At 40.5% G+C, this 15,890-nt stretch carries 10 protein-coding genes and 1 riboswitch; of the genes, 3 read left to right on the top strand and 7 right to left on the bottom strand.

The window, feature by feature from the left end; translation table 11 throughout:
• Positions 1-41: 41 nt before the first annotated feature.
• Both pth and ESV85_RS09520 read left to right on the top strand, forming a co-directional pair.
• A complete protein-coding gene (gene pth, locus ESV85_RS09525) occupies positions 42-602 on the top strand; it encodes an aminoacyl-tRNA hydrolase (RefSeq protein WP_146916941.1) in 561 nt (186 codons plus the stop codon).
• Between the two features lie 58 nt (positions 603-660).
• Positions 661-763: riboswitch (SAM riboswitch) on the top strand.
• A gap of 103 nt (positions 764-866) precedes the next feature.
• A complete protein-coding gene (locus ESV85_RS09520) occupies positions 867-2,039 on the top strand; it encodes a trans-sulfuration enzyme family protein (protein ID WP_146916940.1) in 1,173 nt (390 codons plus the stop codon).
• A gap of 62 nt (positions 2,040-2,101) precedes the next feature.
• On the opposite strand, the gene ESV85_RS09515 is transcribed toward ESV85_RS09520, so the two are convergent.
• The 4 genes from ESV85_RS09515 to ESV85_RS09500 all read right to left on the bottom strand — a co-directional run bounded on the left by ESV85_RS09515 (position 2,102) and on the right by ESV85_RS09500 (position 5,950).
• A complete protein-coding gene (locus ESV85_RS09515) occupies positions 2,102-2,563 on the bottom strand; it encodes a CBS domain-containing protein (RefSeq protein ID WP_146916938.1) in 462 nt (153 codons plus the stop codon).
• A gap of 119 nt (positions 2,564-2,682) precedes the next feature.
• Positions 2,683-4,227: an FG-GAP repeat domain-containing protein gene (locus ESV85_RS09510; RefSeq protein WP_146916936.1), complete on the bottom strand. Its 1,545-nt coding sequence runs from the start codon at positions 4,225-4,227 to the stop codon at positions 2,683-2,685.
• Positions 4,224-4,967 carry a copper homeostasis protein CutC gene (locus ESV85_RS09505; protein WP_146916934.1) on the bottom strand — a complete coding sequence of 248 codons (744 nt, stop codon included), beginning with the start codon at positions 4,965-4,967 and terminating at the stop codon, positions 4,224-4,226. Before ESV85_RS09505 ends, ESV85_RS09510 begins: the two co-directional genes overlap by 4 nt.
• Positions 4,967-5,950, bottom strand: a complete 984-nt coding sequence (locus ESV85_RS09500) for a N(4)-(beta-N-acetylglucosaminyl)-L-asparaginase (protein WP_146916932.1) — start codon at positions 5,948-5,950, stop codon at positions 4,967-4,969. The genes ESV85_RS09505 and ESV85_RS09500 overlap by 1 nt, the downstream gene beginning before the upstream one ends.
• Positions 5,951-6,123: 173 nt before the next feature.
• On the opposite strand from ESV85_RS09500, the gene ESV85_RS09495 reads away from it, so the two are divergent.
• The gene (locus ESV85_RS09495) at positions 6,124-6,885 is read left to right on the top strand and encodes a creatininase family protein (protein ID WP_146916930.1); all 762 of its coding nucleotides are present in this window, start codon (positions 6,124-6,126) and stop codon (positions 6,883-6,885) included.
• On the opposite strand, the gene ESV85_RS09490 is transcribed toward ESV85_RS09495, so the two are convergent.
• The 3 genes from ESV85_RS09490 to ESV85_RS09480 all read right to left on the bottom strand — a co-directional run bounded on the left by ESV85_RS09490 (position 6,886) and on the right by ESV85_RS09480 (position 15,617).
• Entirely contained in the window at positions 6,886-10,410 is a 3,525-nt protein-coding gene (locus ESV85_RS09490; protein ID WP_146916928.1) for a VCBS repeat-containing protein, read from the bottom strand.
• A 142-nt stretch (positions 10,411-10,552) separates the two neighbouring features.
• On the bottom strand, positions 10,553-12,277 hold the full coding sequence (locus ESV85_RS09485; RefSeq protein WP_146916927.1) for a RagB/SusD family nutrient uptake outer membrane protein: 1,725 nt from the start codon (positions 12,275-12,277) through the stop codon (positions 10,553-10,555).
• A 52-nt stretch (positions 12,278-12,329) separates the two neighbouring features.
• Positions 12,330-15,617, bottom strand: a complete 3,288-nt coding sequence (locus ESV85_RS09480; protein WP_146916925.1) for a SusC/RagA family TonB-linked outer membrane protein — start codon at positions 15,615-15,617, stop codon at positions 12,330-12,332.
• Positions 15,618-15,890: the final 273 nt, after the last annotated feature.

Raw genomic sequence — 15,890 nt, 5'->3', positions numbered from 1 at the left:
GGGCAGGATTTTTTATTTTCAAGCCATATAGCTGCAGTAAGATGAAATATCTAATCATTGGCCTAGGAAACATTGGCCCAGAGTACGAACTCACCCGACACAACATTGGATTTTTGACTGTGGACAGACTTGCTGACGCAAAAGAATGTTCATGGAAAAGCGATAGACTAGCCTTCAAAACAGAGTTCAAACACAAAGGCAGAACTATTCATATGATCAAGCCTACTACTTACATGAATCTAAGTGGTAAAGCAATGAATTACTGGATGAAGGAGCTTCAGGTAACCAAAGAGAACACGTTAGTGATCGTAGATGATGTAGCTATCCCTTTTGGTAAACTTCGTATGAAACCGAAAGGAAGTGCAGCTGGTCATAATGGCCTGAAAAACATCGAGGAACTCACGGGTGGTCAAAACTACCCAAGACTCAGAATGGGAATAGGAGATGATTTCCCAAAAGGAAGGCAAATTGATTTTGTTTTAGGCAAATTCACTACCCCTGAATTTGCTGAATTACCCATAATAATGGACAAAGCGATAGAAATGAGCTTGACTTTTTGCTCCATCGGTATAGAACGAACTATGAATCAATTTAACGATTGATCAAAAAGATTTGGAATTTCCCGAATCTCGGTCTTTCTTTGCATCACTTCAGGCAACTGATTTATAAAGAAGAGGCGAGAGATTAGGCTCTATGACCCTCTGGCAACCATCCCGAAACGGAGAACGGTGCCAAATCCTACCCTATGCGGGAACTATAGATTGGCTTACTTAACAAATAATCCCTTTTAGTTCGCTTACCGCCTTTGGGTTTGATTTTCTCAAATCTGCTTGATTAGTATTGTCAAAATCTAAACTGATCAATAAATGAGTAAGCACTTCGAAACGAATTCTGTACGGATTTCACCCTCAAAGTCCAGCCAAAGAGAGCACTCTGCTCCGATCTATCTTACTTCCAGTTTTACATTTGATTCTGCAGAAGAAGCAAGAGCTACTTTTGCAGAGGAAATAGAAGGAAATATCTATTCCCGATATGCCAATCCCAACTCCAGCGACTTGATAGAAAAAGTCTGCGCTGCTGAGGGAACTGAAGATGGCTTTGCCACAGCTTCTGGTATGGCAGCCATGTTTGGAAGTATTGCTGCGCTGCTTCAGCAAGGTGATCATGTGCTAGCGGCCCGATCCCTTTTCGGGTCTACACATCAGCTTTTGACACGAGTATTTCCTAAATGGGGCATCACCTCGACATACGGTGATATTTCTGATTATTTGAATTGGGATAAACTCGTACAACCCAACACTAAAATGCTTTTCATCGAAACTCCATCCAATCCGGGCCTGGAGATAATCGATTTGGAATGGGCGGGGAAATTTGCGGAAGCACATAATCTAATCCTAGTAGTAGACAATTGCTTTGCTTCCCCCTACCTGCAGCAACCAGCCAAATGGGGTGCTCATATCGTCACTCACAGCGCGACCAAATACATTGATGGACAAGGAAGAGTTCTTGGTGGTTTGATCTTAGGCAAAGCTGATTTGATGAAAGAGGTACACTTTTTCGCCAGGCATACAGGACCTTCCATTTCTCCATTCAACGCATGGATTCTTGCAAAAAGTATGGAAACACTTGGCTTGAGAATGGACAGACATTGCAGCAATGCACTAACAGTAGCTGAGTATTTTGAAGGAAATCCAGAAATACTTACCGTAAAATATCCTTTCCTCAAATCGCATCCGCAATACGAAATCGCCAAAAAACAAATGAGTCAAGGTGGTGGAGTAATTACGCTGGACTTAAAAGGCGGTGTACAACGTGCACAGCGATTCATCGACCAACTTCAGATGATCTCTATCACTGCTAATCTTGGAGATAGTAGAAGCATAGTCACTCATCCAGCTTCCACTACACACAGCAAGCTTTCTGTTGAAGAAAGGGCTCAAGTCGGGATATCGGATGGATTGGTCAGATTATCGATCGGATTAGAGCATTTTGAAGATATCATTCTTGATATAGAGAGAGCGATTGACAGTTCAAAATAAAAAATGCCCCCACTAAGGATCTTCTTCCTTACTGGGGGCATTCATATTTTAGTAATTATTTTTTACCAGGTAGTCTGCCTTAAAGTAGGAAACGCCCGAATGATATCACTCAGACTGATCTGACCCAAAAGCACTCCATCTTTCATCACAGGGAATCGTCGGATTTTATGCATCAAAAATTGTGAAGCAGCATCAAAAATGGACAAATCTGGAGAAAGCGTAAGCACATCAATAGACATATGCTCACTGACTTTGGCAGGAAACTTAGGCGTGTTGGTATATTTCCCTTTAATGATCTCTTTTAGACAATCCACCTCTGAAATAATACCAACTAAGGCACCAGAAGCATCAATTACAGGTGCTCCGGAGATTCTTCGCTTGGTAAGTACTTCCATCACTTGATCAATGGTGTCATCAGGTTTGAAAGTAATCAAGCCAGTACTCATATACTCTTTGACAAGAATTTGCGGAATCGGGGCTTTTTTGGGCTCTGCCATTCTGACCCCTTGAAAACTTTTTACCATAGGTTAAAAATTAAGGTTGAAAGAATAAATTACCGAAACTACACCGCAATTAAAAATTATAGTTTAAAAAATATGATTAATCAGAACTATATTTTTTAAATAGTCGTAACACCAAAACATTAATTCCTTTTGTTTTCCAAATAAATAAATGGCTTCCACGATTTAGTAGCTCCCTTGTATAGATCATCAAATTCAAAGGAACCAACCAGCAAGTCAGTATCTCCATCCAAATCAGCGTCACCGGATGTCATCGTCAGCCAATTTCCTTCAAAATTCTCACTCATTACAAAAGGCTCAAATTCACCTATTTCACTTTGACGGAAATAAACTAGGTTCTGCTTAGGTATTTGTGAATCATCAGGGAAGAAAGACAGAACAAAGAAATCCTGATCACCATCTCCGTCAAAATCCGCTATTTCAATCCCGCTCGCTCCATGCATTGGGTAAAACCAAGACTCTTCAAATTCATTTTCTCCATTGTTCAAAAAAACATGAACCCCGTGGAAATTCTTAAGCACTTTTGACAAATCTGCGTTGTCTCCATTCACGACAATAATATCTTTGTGCCCATCCTTATTCACGTCCTCAAACCGGAAGTCGCTAGATCCAAATGCAGGCTGAAAACGAAGTAACACTTTCTCTTTATACTTATTCCCACCTTCATTTAACCAGACATAAACTCCTTCCTGCGCCTGCGCCATAAGTCCAAGCACATCCAAATCGCCGTCTTTATCGAAATCAACTGCAATTGCACGCCTTGCGCCAGGCTGGGACCTTAAAATCACTTCTGTTGGCGTAGTAGTTCCAGAAAGATAAATACTCAATTTCCCAAGGTGATTTCCAAACTGCGAAACAACTCTATCCAGCTGCCCATCTCCATTCCAATCAGCAACAGCTAGATTTACCGGCCGGATCAGCTTGTTCAATAGCTCTTCACTTTCCCACACCTGACCTTCTTTCCAAAATCTGGAGACCTTTCCCAATGTGTCATTGGATGGATCCATTCTTCCCATCGTCAGCAGGTCGAAAGTAGCATCATCATTCCATCTGATATCCACAGGCGCTACATCAGTTGAAATAGAATCTTTTATCTGAAATCCATTTTTGGAATCAAGGATATAAATCATCTTCAAACGATCTCCCAGCCACACATCACCGCTTTCCGGATGAATTTTTAGCATGATAGATAGATTACTTCTAGTTCTTTTAAAATCAGGCTGAGAAGCATGAAAGCCTGGGATTCCCACCTTTGGGATTGCTTTTTTAGCCTGAGGTAAAGGAGAGTCTGGCGCATTTTCCATGTAATAGGCATGAATTTTATCCCAATCCTCTCTTCGAATCAATGCTCTCTTTGAATAAATTCCCGGAGGCACGCCCAAATCTTCTGGTAATGGGTTTCCAAAATCTTCCGGTAAATAAAGTCCAATTCGCATTCTCATGTCTGGAAGCACTTTATCTTTCCAAGTATTTTTATCCAGAATTTCGGGCTCAGGCTTCACATGACAGCTTGCGCAATAGGCATTTGCAAGTTGCTCCCCATTTAAATTCAAATCGATAGAAGCCAACAACTCAAGTGAAGGAGGGGGTTGCTTCCTCTCAGAAATAGGACTGCATGAGCCTAAGACAATCGTTACAACTACTACAGTCAGGCTTAATAACCTCATTCTTTGATTACCTCCAAAAATTGTCTAACTACTTCCTGATCTATTCTAAGGTGGTGGGTAAAGGATTTAGGATCATCAGAAAATGAAACATCCGCATTAAGATATTGATTAGCCGAAGGTTTCCAAGTTTTGCATGAGGCATGGATTTCAGTCAAATAACCTGTTTTTTTCAACTCCAAAACATGTTCAGGCTTAGTTCCTCCTCCTGGCATAATGCTGATTCTATCCTGAGCCTTTGCCATTAATTCTTTCAACGTATCCAATCCTTCAGTAACAGAATTTTTTCCACCCGAAGTCAAAATACGATCAAAACCACAGGCTATGATTTTCTCCAAGGAATCGAAATAATCAGCAGATGCATCAAATGCTCGATGAAATGTACATGGCTTGCCTGAGGCCGCTCTTAAAAGCGACTTACATGAATCCACGTCCACAAAACCCTGATTATCCAATACTCCAAACACAAACCCATCCGCGCCTTGAGCTCCCAATAATTCAATATCGCGCTTCATCACCATCAGCTCTTTCTGAGAATAGGCAAAGTCACCACCTCGGGGACGAATCATCACAAATACCGGGATATCAATTTCAGTTTTTAAGAATTTAAGCATTCCAGCGCTAGGTGTCTCTCCCCCTTCAGGAAAATTAGCACATAGCTCCAAGCGGTGAACACCAAAATTCGCTGCATCCATGGCAGCTTCCACATTGAAAACCGGAGATTCTAAGGTTATCTTATTCATTATTTGAAATGTGAGCCTGAATCAATCATCCCATTTTTCTGAAGAGTTGCTTGCGCAAAATTGAAACCTGGGTGAACTGCGTAAGCGCCAACTTCACCATCTTTATTCATGGCAAGGAAACCTGCTTGTATATCTTTAATATTCTTGCTGTTTTTTGCAATCAAACGCTTCACCGCCTCTTCACATGCTTCTTGTGGTGTACGTCCTTGACACATCAATTCCACAATCAAAAAGCTTCCACAGATCCGAATAATAGACTCACCCAAACCAGTGGCAGTAGCAGCTCCGACTTCATTATCTACAAATAATCCGGCGCCGATTATCGGACTATCACCTACTCTACCATGCATTTTGTAAGAAAGACCGCTAGTCGTACAACTTCCTGCCATATTACCTTTGGCATCCATCCCGATCATTCCAATAGTATCGTGATTTTCAATATTGATGATTGGCTTGTATTGACTAGTGATTTTCCACTTCTCGTAAGCTTCCTTAGCTTTTGGGCTTAGCTCCTCTTTCTCAATTGGAAAACCTTCAGATATAGCCAATTGTCTTGCGCCTTCACCAACAATCATCACATGAGGCGTATTTTCCATCACTACTCTTGCCAAGGATATTGGGTGCTTAACCTGTCTTACAAAGGCTACAGCACCACAAGAACCATCTCCTGACATGATAGAAGCATCTAGCGTAGTAATTCCTTCTCTGTCTGGCAAGCCTTGCAAGCCTACAGACAAGTTACTCAGATCCAACTCAGTGTCTTTAACTCCCGTTTCTACAGCATCAATTATGCTCCCGCCTGTTTTCAATTTTTCTACAGCCGCAGCATTTGCTGGCAAACCGTGATTCCAAGTTGACAAGATAAGTGGTTTTTCTCCTTTGAAAAGCGAAGGAGCTTTAGCTTCAGCAATGGTAGAAACTCCTGGTATGAATAGAGCAGTGCCCATAAGGGATTGCTTAATAAACTTTCTTCTTTGAGACATTCGAGTTAATTTAGAATCAGCGTTCAAATTATTAAAATTGAGGCTAATTAGGCTCATCATCCTTGATTTCATTTAAAATCAATTTATGAAAGGAGCATAATTAAGCCAAACAGCAACAAGAATTGTTTATTAACCAGACGAATCCCATCTAACTTCAATAAGAAAACAGTCATATGAAACCCTACCTACTTGCAGAATCCAACTGGAAAACTCTTAAAAATCATCGTTTCGAATTGGCCGTTTTACCTTGGGGTGCTACTGAAGCACATAACTATCACATGCCTTATGGCACAGATGTGTATGAAGCGGATGCTGTGGCTAGTGAATCTGGAAGAAAAGCCTGGGAAAAAGGAGCCAATGTCACGATCATGCCCACGATTCCTTTTGGAGTAAATACGGGTCAGTCCGACATCTATTTGGATATCAATCTGAATCCAAGTACGCAGCTGATGATTCTGAAGGATATCATTACGGTTCTAAATAGACAAGGAACAAAGAAGCTATTGATTCTAAATAGCCACGGCGGAAATGACTTCAAAACGATGCTCCGTGAACTTGGACTCAAGTTTCCTGAGATGATGCTTTTTACCTGCAACTGGTTTCAGGCATTAGATAAGACTAAATACTTTGAAGAAGCTGGTGACCATGCTGACGAAATGGAAACTTCCATCATTATGCATCTACATCCCGAATTGGTTTTACCGCTAGAGCAAGCTGGGGATGGGGCAGAGAAAAAATCCACAATCAAAGGAGTGCAAGAAAAATGGGCTTGGGCCGAACGAAAATGGTCTGAAGTATCGGAAGACACTGGAATAGGCAATCCAAAAAAATCCTCCCCTGAAAAAGGGAGGAAATATTTTGAGGATGTTACCGATAAAGTTGCTGAGCTTATGATTGATATCTGCGAGGCTAAGGCAGGGAAAATGTATAAGTAATCAATCCAAGGAATTCATATCTACAGCCTTCATATTCCCTTTATAGTCCTGTAATTGAATTCCTTTCACTCCTTTTGGAAGAATAACTTCTCTTCCAGATTGAGATAGAAATCCAGACCCAAGACTGGTTTCAATCCGTTGTTTCTGACCATTTTCCAATTCTAATATCACTGCCATGACTTCCTGACCAACGGTGATTGATCTATTCGTCTGCGCATTCTTATGTTGGAACATCAGAAGCTTTCCTCTGTTTTGGGAAGCCACGAAAAGAGGCTGTCCTTGAGCGGAAGCTATTTTCACCAAGGCTTTACCATCTCCAGGAACGACAAATCCACTTTCTTGAGGGCTCATTGGCGTAAAATTTCCTTTTCCATCTCCTAAGAGCACCAAGCCTAAATGAGCATCAAGGCGACCGACAAAGATCTCATTACCGTAATCATTACCAATCAGAACTACATCCGGATATCCATCTCCATTTACATCTTCAGTGGCAAGTCCATTTACCGGCGCTATCTGCGCTAAAGTTGGTAGTCGTTTAACTTGAAACTTACCATTACCAAGGTTTTCGATGTAGGCAGTCTTGTCATAATTACCTATAAGAATTAGTGCATCCTCCCTTTCTTTTTCAGTAAAAAGAGACTGCTCAGTACTTAGTGCATATAGCTTATAGCGTTCAAACTTCCTTCTGAACATGGGACTTTGTCCATACAAATCTCCCCAGAAATGACTTGGAAATGAGTTGTAATTACCTTCACGATCCTTGTAGTAAGCAAAAGTGATTGGGTCCACACTGCCATTATTATCAAAATCCTTAGCGTAAATCTTAACAGGTCGTTCAGCTGTGGGATGATGCGAGTTGTTTTCACCTAGATTCCCAACTACAAAATCAGTATCTCCATCTTGATCAAAATCTCCAGAAGTGATAGAATTCCACCAACCCAAATAATTTTCAAGTCCGGTATTTTCGAGCTTTGTTAGTTTTTCTCCGGTATTCTTGAAAACAGAAATCTCCATCAATTCTCCTACTACAACCAAATCTACCAACCCGTCAGCATCTACATCTGACCAGATTGCATCCGTCACCATACCTACTTTGCGAAGTCCAGGAGCAATTTCATCCGTGACATCCTGAAGTTGACCATTGATATTTTTAAGTAGAAAGCTTCTATCAGGAAAAGGATATTGCGCAACAGGCGTCCGGCCGCCTACGAATAAATCCATAAAGCCATCTCCATCGAAATCAGCACCACGAACGGCTGATCCACTTGCTTTTACCGAAGAAAAGTTCTTGTCCAGCGAATAATTTCCCTTACCATCATTTAAAAACAATCGATCTGTATACTCAGTGGCATCTCCCAAAAACTCGTTGCTTCCTCCCACCAGATACATATCGAGATCTGAATCGTTGTCTATATCAAAAAGCAGAATACCCATTTCCTCAAAGAAATTCCCGTCTTCTGGAATTAGATTCTTAATAGAAAACTTTCCTTCTAAATTTTGAATAAATACCTGCGGAGCATACCCAGAAGCTGATCCAACCACCAAATCCTCGAGTCCGTCTCCATTCACATCACCAGCTGCTAGGCTTGGTCCATACTGACTCAGTTTGTGTGGAATGACACGCTGAATATTGAAATCAACTTTATCATCTTCTTCATGTGTGTATTCTAAACCCTTTGCTGTCGAAACTTCCTCAAAAAGTGCATTTGTTGGTTCTGTAGGAATTATTGCCAATTTGTTTTTACCTTCCTTTGCATCTGAATATGCAAATTCAAGTAGCTGATTTACCTTCACATTTGCCAAAGAACTTTCTTTTCCATCTGGCCAAATAACCTGAATAGAGGTGATTTCAGAAACTTCACCCACTCCGAAATGCATCACTTCATCAATCGATGACATGTAGCCTCTTACAACTTGCTGCTCCTGATAGAGCTGATTTCCGTTTGGAAGGGTGAGTAAAATTTTGGTCCCTAAACCTTGGGGATTTAGCTTTGAGCCTTTCAGTTCCAACCTCACATAATTATTCTTTTGCTCCGAATTTTTAAGATGGTTTTGAAATACAAAAGCAGGATCATTGATATTATTTACCACATAATCCAAATCACCATCATTATCCAGATCTACAAAAGCTGCCCCATTGGAAAATGAAGGTTTATTCAAACCCCAATTGATTCCTTGATCAGTAAATGTTAAATCACCATTATTTTTGAATGCATAGTTTGGGATTTTTACGATTGGTATGGAATCTAACAGCTGACGGGTAGTAGCTATGCTGCCCACATCTGCTCTGTAATTAGCAAAGTCTTTATCTGTAATATCTCTTGGAAACCCATTAGTCACCAGCAGATCACGATAGCCATCATTGTCCACATCACCAAATAATGGCGCCCAACTCCAGTCAGTTTGATACATGCCTGCCATCATTCCTATCTCACTAAATGGCACATTATCGCCAGTATTCATATGGAGCATATTCCGGACATACTGGTATTCGTAGCCCCATTGTTCGTTGCTTATATAGACCTGGTAAGAGTTGTTCCCAATGGTTGTCTTCTTACGATAATTATCTTCCCCGAGCATATCAAGTGTGATAATATCTGGTCGGGCATCATTGTTAAAATCAGAAATATCACCTCCCATTGAAAATTGGCTTTGATGTCTCAGCCTTTCATTGGATTGATTGGAAAAAGTACCATCCTGATTATTGATATATAGAATATCATTAGTCACATAATCATTACTGACATGAATATCAGGCCAGCCATCATTATTCAAATCAGCAACCAATAAACCCAATCCATATCCTTCAATGGTAATCCCGGCTTCTATGGTCACATCTGTAAATGAACCATCACCATTATTTCTGTAAAACTTATCATTATTAATAGCAGAACCGTCAGTTATTTTTAGGCGATAGTTACTTGGCACACTTCGCTTTTGCTCATTATTCAGCACGTACAAATCCAAATCTCCATCCAAATCATAATCTATAAAGGAAGCCCACATTGCATTTCCAGAATCAGCAATACCATACTCAGTTGCCATTTCTTTAAAAGTAATTTGCCCCAAGGCATCCTTTCCTTGGTTCACAAAAAGCAAATTATTCCGCTCACCTGGACCGAGTTTCATTGCGGAGGCAACATAAATATCCATCCAGCCATCTCCGTTTATGTCTACAACAGCCGCACCTGTACACCATTGATTAGCAGCAGCTACACCGGCAGACTCTGTTATATCATCAAACTTGAATTTACCAGAATTGAGGTATAGTTTATTCGGAACTTGGTTTCCTGTAAAAAACAGATCAGGCAGTCCGTTATTGTCAAAATCTGCCACGGCCAAACCTCCACCATTAAAGATATATTCATCAGTGAGGATATTAAATGAGTCAGATTCTACAATTGTATTACTAAAATCAATGCCTGTCGTACTAGAGGGGATAAGTTCGAATAGAGTAGTTTCTTTTTTGCAAGAGGAAAAAGCCAAAAGGAATAAAACCAATAGGCCAGAATAAGTGAACTTCATAGTAAATAGGTTGGGTACTTAGGTGTTTGAAATTACCACATTTGGGTGCGATTCAGAAATATAACTTAGCTTTTTTAAGCATTAAATACAAAAAAAAAGGGAGGCAAATGCCTCCCTTTTAAAATGTATGTGAATCAACTAATTAGAATCCAGGATTCTGAATTAGAATATCAGGCCCTACCAAGTCAATCTGATCTTGAGGGATTGGAACAAACTTATACTTATCAGTGAATTTAGCTCCACCAAGTGCAGCTATCAAAATAGCTCCATCATGTGCAAAGTACGCATCCAATTCTGCTTGAACGATATCCCATCTTACTAAGTCATAGAATCTATGGCCTTCCATTCCGAGTTCAAGTTTTCTTTCGAATCGAACCGCGTCTCTAGCAGCAGTTTGACTACTCCACGGTGTATTGTATAGACTTATTTTATAGTTAGCTGCAGCGGTTCCTGTCTCATCTTTAAGAATGGAGTTCATAGCACGAGTTCTAACTCTATTCACATATCCACGAGCTGTTTCCAAGCTACCTACTTCTACTTCTACTTCAGCAGCCATCAACAATACATCAGCGAATCTGATCATGTTAAAGTTCATACCAGTGTAGCCAGCCGTCCAGCTTGATCCATCTTGGAAGCTGCCGATTTCAGCTTTCTGGTAGATATACTTTTTAGGAGCATATGGTCCACCATTTGGCTGATTCCTGATCCAAGCAGCCCCTGGGTGATTTCCCCAATCCAAATAAGGGATATCTCTTCTACCTACAGTATGATCTAATCTTGGATCCAAATTTCCTTGATCAGTTGTAAAGGCAGCGTCACTAGCTAATCCCATATCATTCTTAACTCTATTAGCTGAAGCGTTAAAAGACCCATCCACATATGGAAGACCAGTAGCATCAGTTCTGAAAGAGTTTACGAAAGAAAAGCTTGGTTGGAAGAACCCGCAGCAACCAGCTGGTCCACCATTGTAAGGGTAGTTCAAATCAAATTCAGGATTCGCATTATTTACAGAACCAGTTCCAGCAGCCGCTTGATAAACCCAAACTGACTCTTGGGTGTTGTCAAATGCTCCTCTAAACACATCTCCATAATTATCAATTAAACCATATTTATCTCCTTTACTGGTTACTCCATTTGCTATTACATCGTCAAAAAGAGTTTTAGCTTCAGGATACTTCTTTTGATAAAGGTAAACTTTACCCAGAAGTGCCTTGGCACCCCATGAGTTGATTCTACCTACCTGAGAAGGAACAGCTGGAAGGTTTGATATTGCAAATTGAAGATCGGCTTCGATAAAAGGATACAAATCTTGCGTATTGCTAACTTCCTCTAATCCTGAGCCATAATCTACTGTTTCATCGACATAAGGAGTATTACCGTAGTCTCTTTTCAGTTCAAAGTAGTAGTGAGCTCTCAAGAATCTAGCTTGAGCTGAAATTCTAGCTTCATCTGCAGGTGTTACGTCACCAGCCTTACTCATCATCAGCCTAAGAACATTATTTGCTCTTGCGATGCCTTCATATGCGCCGTTCCACTTAGAACCAACATCACCTGAGGCAGCATTAGTTTCAAATCGCTGAATAGGGTTAATTGTACTGAAATCACCTGGATCTGTCCCTTTATTGGCATCTCCACCTCTGATACTTCCCCACACCCAGTTGGATGGTGAGGCTAGTCTATTTCCCCTGCCATTTACTTGAGAATAAGCCGCAATCAAAGATGCCTCAAGCCCAGCAAGAGTGGTCAATTGTGCCTCTGCGAGTTGTCCAGTAGCTGGAACCTCGAGAAACTCATCGCTACAGCTCACTGCCACCATCATCAATGCTGATGACAAAAGAGCTCCGACTTTTAATTTATAATTCTTCATGTTTTATAATCAATTATAGTTTCTATAACTAGATTTATCTATTTAACAATACTTAGAAGCTAAGATTTACTCCAAAAGTATAACCTCGAGTAACTGGGTAGTTACCTACATCAATACCGAAAGTAGTATCGGCATTTCCACCTACTGCAGGGTCTAGACCACTATAACCTGTGATAGTAAACAAGTTGTTAGTAGAAGCAAATACTCTAAGTTTTTCCAATCTCCATCTCTCTAGTAAAGGAGCTGGAAGAGTGTAACCTAAAGTTACGTTCTGCAATCTCAAGTAAGATCCATTTTCTACATAGAATGAATTAGCTACGTTAGAGGTAGAGAAGTTTGCAGTTTTTTCTACAATAGGAATAGTAGCTCCAAGATTTTGTGGAGTCCAAGCATCTTTCAAACGCTCAGAAATAGCTGCTCCTTCAAACGTCTGATAGAAATCAGTGAACCATCTAGATTGATTGAAAATCTCATTACCTAGAGAAGTGTATACATAAACAGACAAATCCAATCCTTTGTAACCCACTGTAAAGTTTACACCACCTGTGAAATCAGGAACTGGGCTACCTATAAATGTTCTATCATCTGGAGTGATTTGGCCATCTGGCTTACCAGTTAGCTTACCATTTGCATCTCTACCTTCAATATCAGCATATTTGAATCGACCAGGTGCAGCACCATCTTGTGTTGCGTGGTTAGCGACATCTTCTGCAGAACTAAATAGACCTTCAACTTGGTATCCGTAGAAGGAAGAAAGTGAGTGACCTACTTGGTTTCTGATTGGCTGAATACCTCTGTAGCTAGGGTTGATGGAAGTAATGATATCCAATCCTGGCGCCAAAGCAACAATCTCATTTTTCAAAGTAGATGCAGTAACTGTCATATCGTAAGTGAAGGCACTAGAAAGATTACCTTTTACAGCTACCAAAAGATCTATACCTGCGTTTTTCATCTGACCAATGTTCACAAAAGGTGGAGTAGCATTACTACCAGCAGTCTGTGGAATTGGAAGTTGGAACAATAGATCCTTAGTATCCTTCTGCCATACATCAAATATTACATCTAATCTACCATTGAAGAATGTACCATCAAAACCTATGTTTTGGGTAACTGCAGTTTCCCACTGTGTATTTGGGTTACCTATAGTAGTTCTTCTAAAGCCTATTAAAGCTGAAGAGTTAGAACCCGATATGTCATAAGAAGAAGCACCGACATTTCCTCCGAATAGAGAATATTGGTTGGTCGCAGGAACTGGATTAGAGTTACCCATTTGTCCCCATCCACCACGAACTTTCAGTTCGTCTATCCAAGTCATGCCAGACATGAAACTTTCAGATGACATTCTCCATGCACCTGACAATGCAGGGAATACACCATATCTAGAGTTAGCTCCAAATACAGATGCACCATCTCGTCTAATCACTGCACTGAATAGATACTTATCGTTATAAGTATAGTTTAATCTACCAAAGTAGGAAGCGAAATTCACGCCTTTATACTGAGATGAATTTACTTGTCTAGTAGACACTGGTAAGTTTGAGATTGTAACGAAGTCTGGATCAGTAGAGAAAGGATTCTGTCCACTTGCGCTAATGTTTCGCCCTGCTCCATTATTTAAAGCTTCCTGACCTAAAATCACGTCAAATGAATGCTTGTCAAATTGCTTTTTCCAGCTAACTGTATTGGTAAATACCCAACCGAAGTTAAAACCAGAACCTTCGCCATAACCGAATGCTGAGTTATTTTCAGAGTTCTCATACTGCAATCTGCCGTAGTCCCAATAGTAGTAGTTATTATACTGTCCACCGAAAGAAGTTCTGAACTTCACGTTGTCAATAAGATCAACTTCTGCATAAACGTTACCGAAGATATTCGCATTAAAGTTTCTATTGTTTACTTGACCATCACGGTTTGCAATCGGGTTTCTAGGGTTGTTAAATCCTTTAGCCGCAGTACCTGCGTAGCCACCGAATTCATCGTAAACAGGTATAATAGAAGGCATACGGAATGCTTGCAAGATATCGTTCTCATCCTGAGCAACACCCTGTCCACCAGTACCACCACTTTGACCTAAAACTTGACGATAAGTAGCTTGGAAGTTTTCTCCAATTCTAAATCTCTTAGTAACATCAAACTCAGAGTTAGCACGTAGTGATATCCTCTTGAAATTATTATTCAACATAATACCTGCTTGGTCCTGATATCCTAATCCAACAAAAAATCTACTGGATTCAGATCCACCATTCAAGCCGATAGAGTGTCTATTCAAAGGAGCATTTCTAGTAAGTTCTTTATACCAGTCAGTACCCTGACCAGTTGCAGCTCTTACTACTTGATATACACCACCTTTTGATCTATCCACATTATAGTTTTCTCTCTCTGTAGCCAATTGTGCTTCAGAGAATGGTCCAGCTACTCCGGATGCACCACCGACATTGATATAGTAAGGCAAAACAGGAGTGGTTCCGTTACCGAACTGAGGGTGCTCATATTTAGGAGCTCTGCCATCTTGCATAGCTTGATTAGTCTCTGCTAGCCAAGTATAGGTAGCGAAATCCTGTGGATTCATCATTTCTAATCCTTCACCTGGAGTAGTCACACCGAACATACCGTTGTAATCCACTCTCAATTTCTGATCTCCTTTACGGCCTCTCTTAGTGGTATAAATGATCACACCATTTGATGCTCTAGCACCATAGATAGATGCTGCTGCTGCATCTTTCAACACTGTAGTTGATTCGATGTCATCAGGATTCAAGAAATCTGTAGATTGTACTGGAACCCCATCCACCACATATAGTGGCTGATTTCCGCCGAAAGATCCAAAACCACGAACACGGATAATTGAAGAAGTACCTGGTTGACCGTTTGTAATTACCGTAACACCAGAAACACGGCCTTGAAGAGCCTGCTCTACGTTACCAGTAGGTATTACTGTCAAATCCTTTGGATCTACAGTAGCGATAGCCCCTGTAGTTTCTCTTCTACTGTCAATGGTGTAACCTGTTACAATCATTTCAGTAAGAGTTCTTTCGTCTGGAGCCATTTTAACATCCACGATGCTTCTGTTTCCAACTGCCTGCTCAATAGGAGAATAACCTATAAATGAGAACACTAGAACAGACTGATCACTTGGCACATTGAGGGAGAACTTTCCGTCAATGTCTGTAGCAGTCCCTGTTGTCGTTCCTTTCACGAGGATAGTAACCCCTGGAAGTCCTATATCGTACTCGTCTAATACAGTACCAGTAACGGTTTTTTGCGCAAAGGCAGCCGCTCCGGTAAGAACTAAGAGCACAAAAAGTGCACTCAGATTTTTGTAAATATTTTTCATAAACATAGATAGATTGGGTAACAAGATTAATTTCAAAAACTTGTCCTTGTAATTTATTGATGCAATCGTTTGCGATCATGCTCAAAATAATAGCAAAAGATATTCTCCCGATTTACAGGATACTTTTGCGATACCGCGGCTTTTTAAAAACCAGCTGTGAAAAACCTTTAGGTTTGAGAGCATCTGTAAGTGACGCTACATGGGTGGGCACACTTCTTTCTAAGTAGAATAGGTCATAGGCAAATATTTTGGGTTACACTAATTGTACTAAAGCATCAA

It is taken from the genome of Algoriphagus aquimarinus, assembly GCF_007997215.1.
GTDB lineage: Bacteria > Bacteroidota > Bacteroidia > Cytophagales > Cyclobacteriaceae > Algoriphagus > Algoriphagus aquimarinus_A.
Note: the sequence above shows the minus strand (reverse complement) of the source record. Positions and strands in the feature narration are given on the sequence as shown.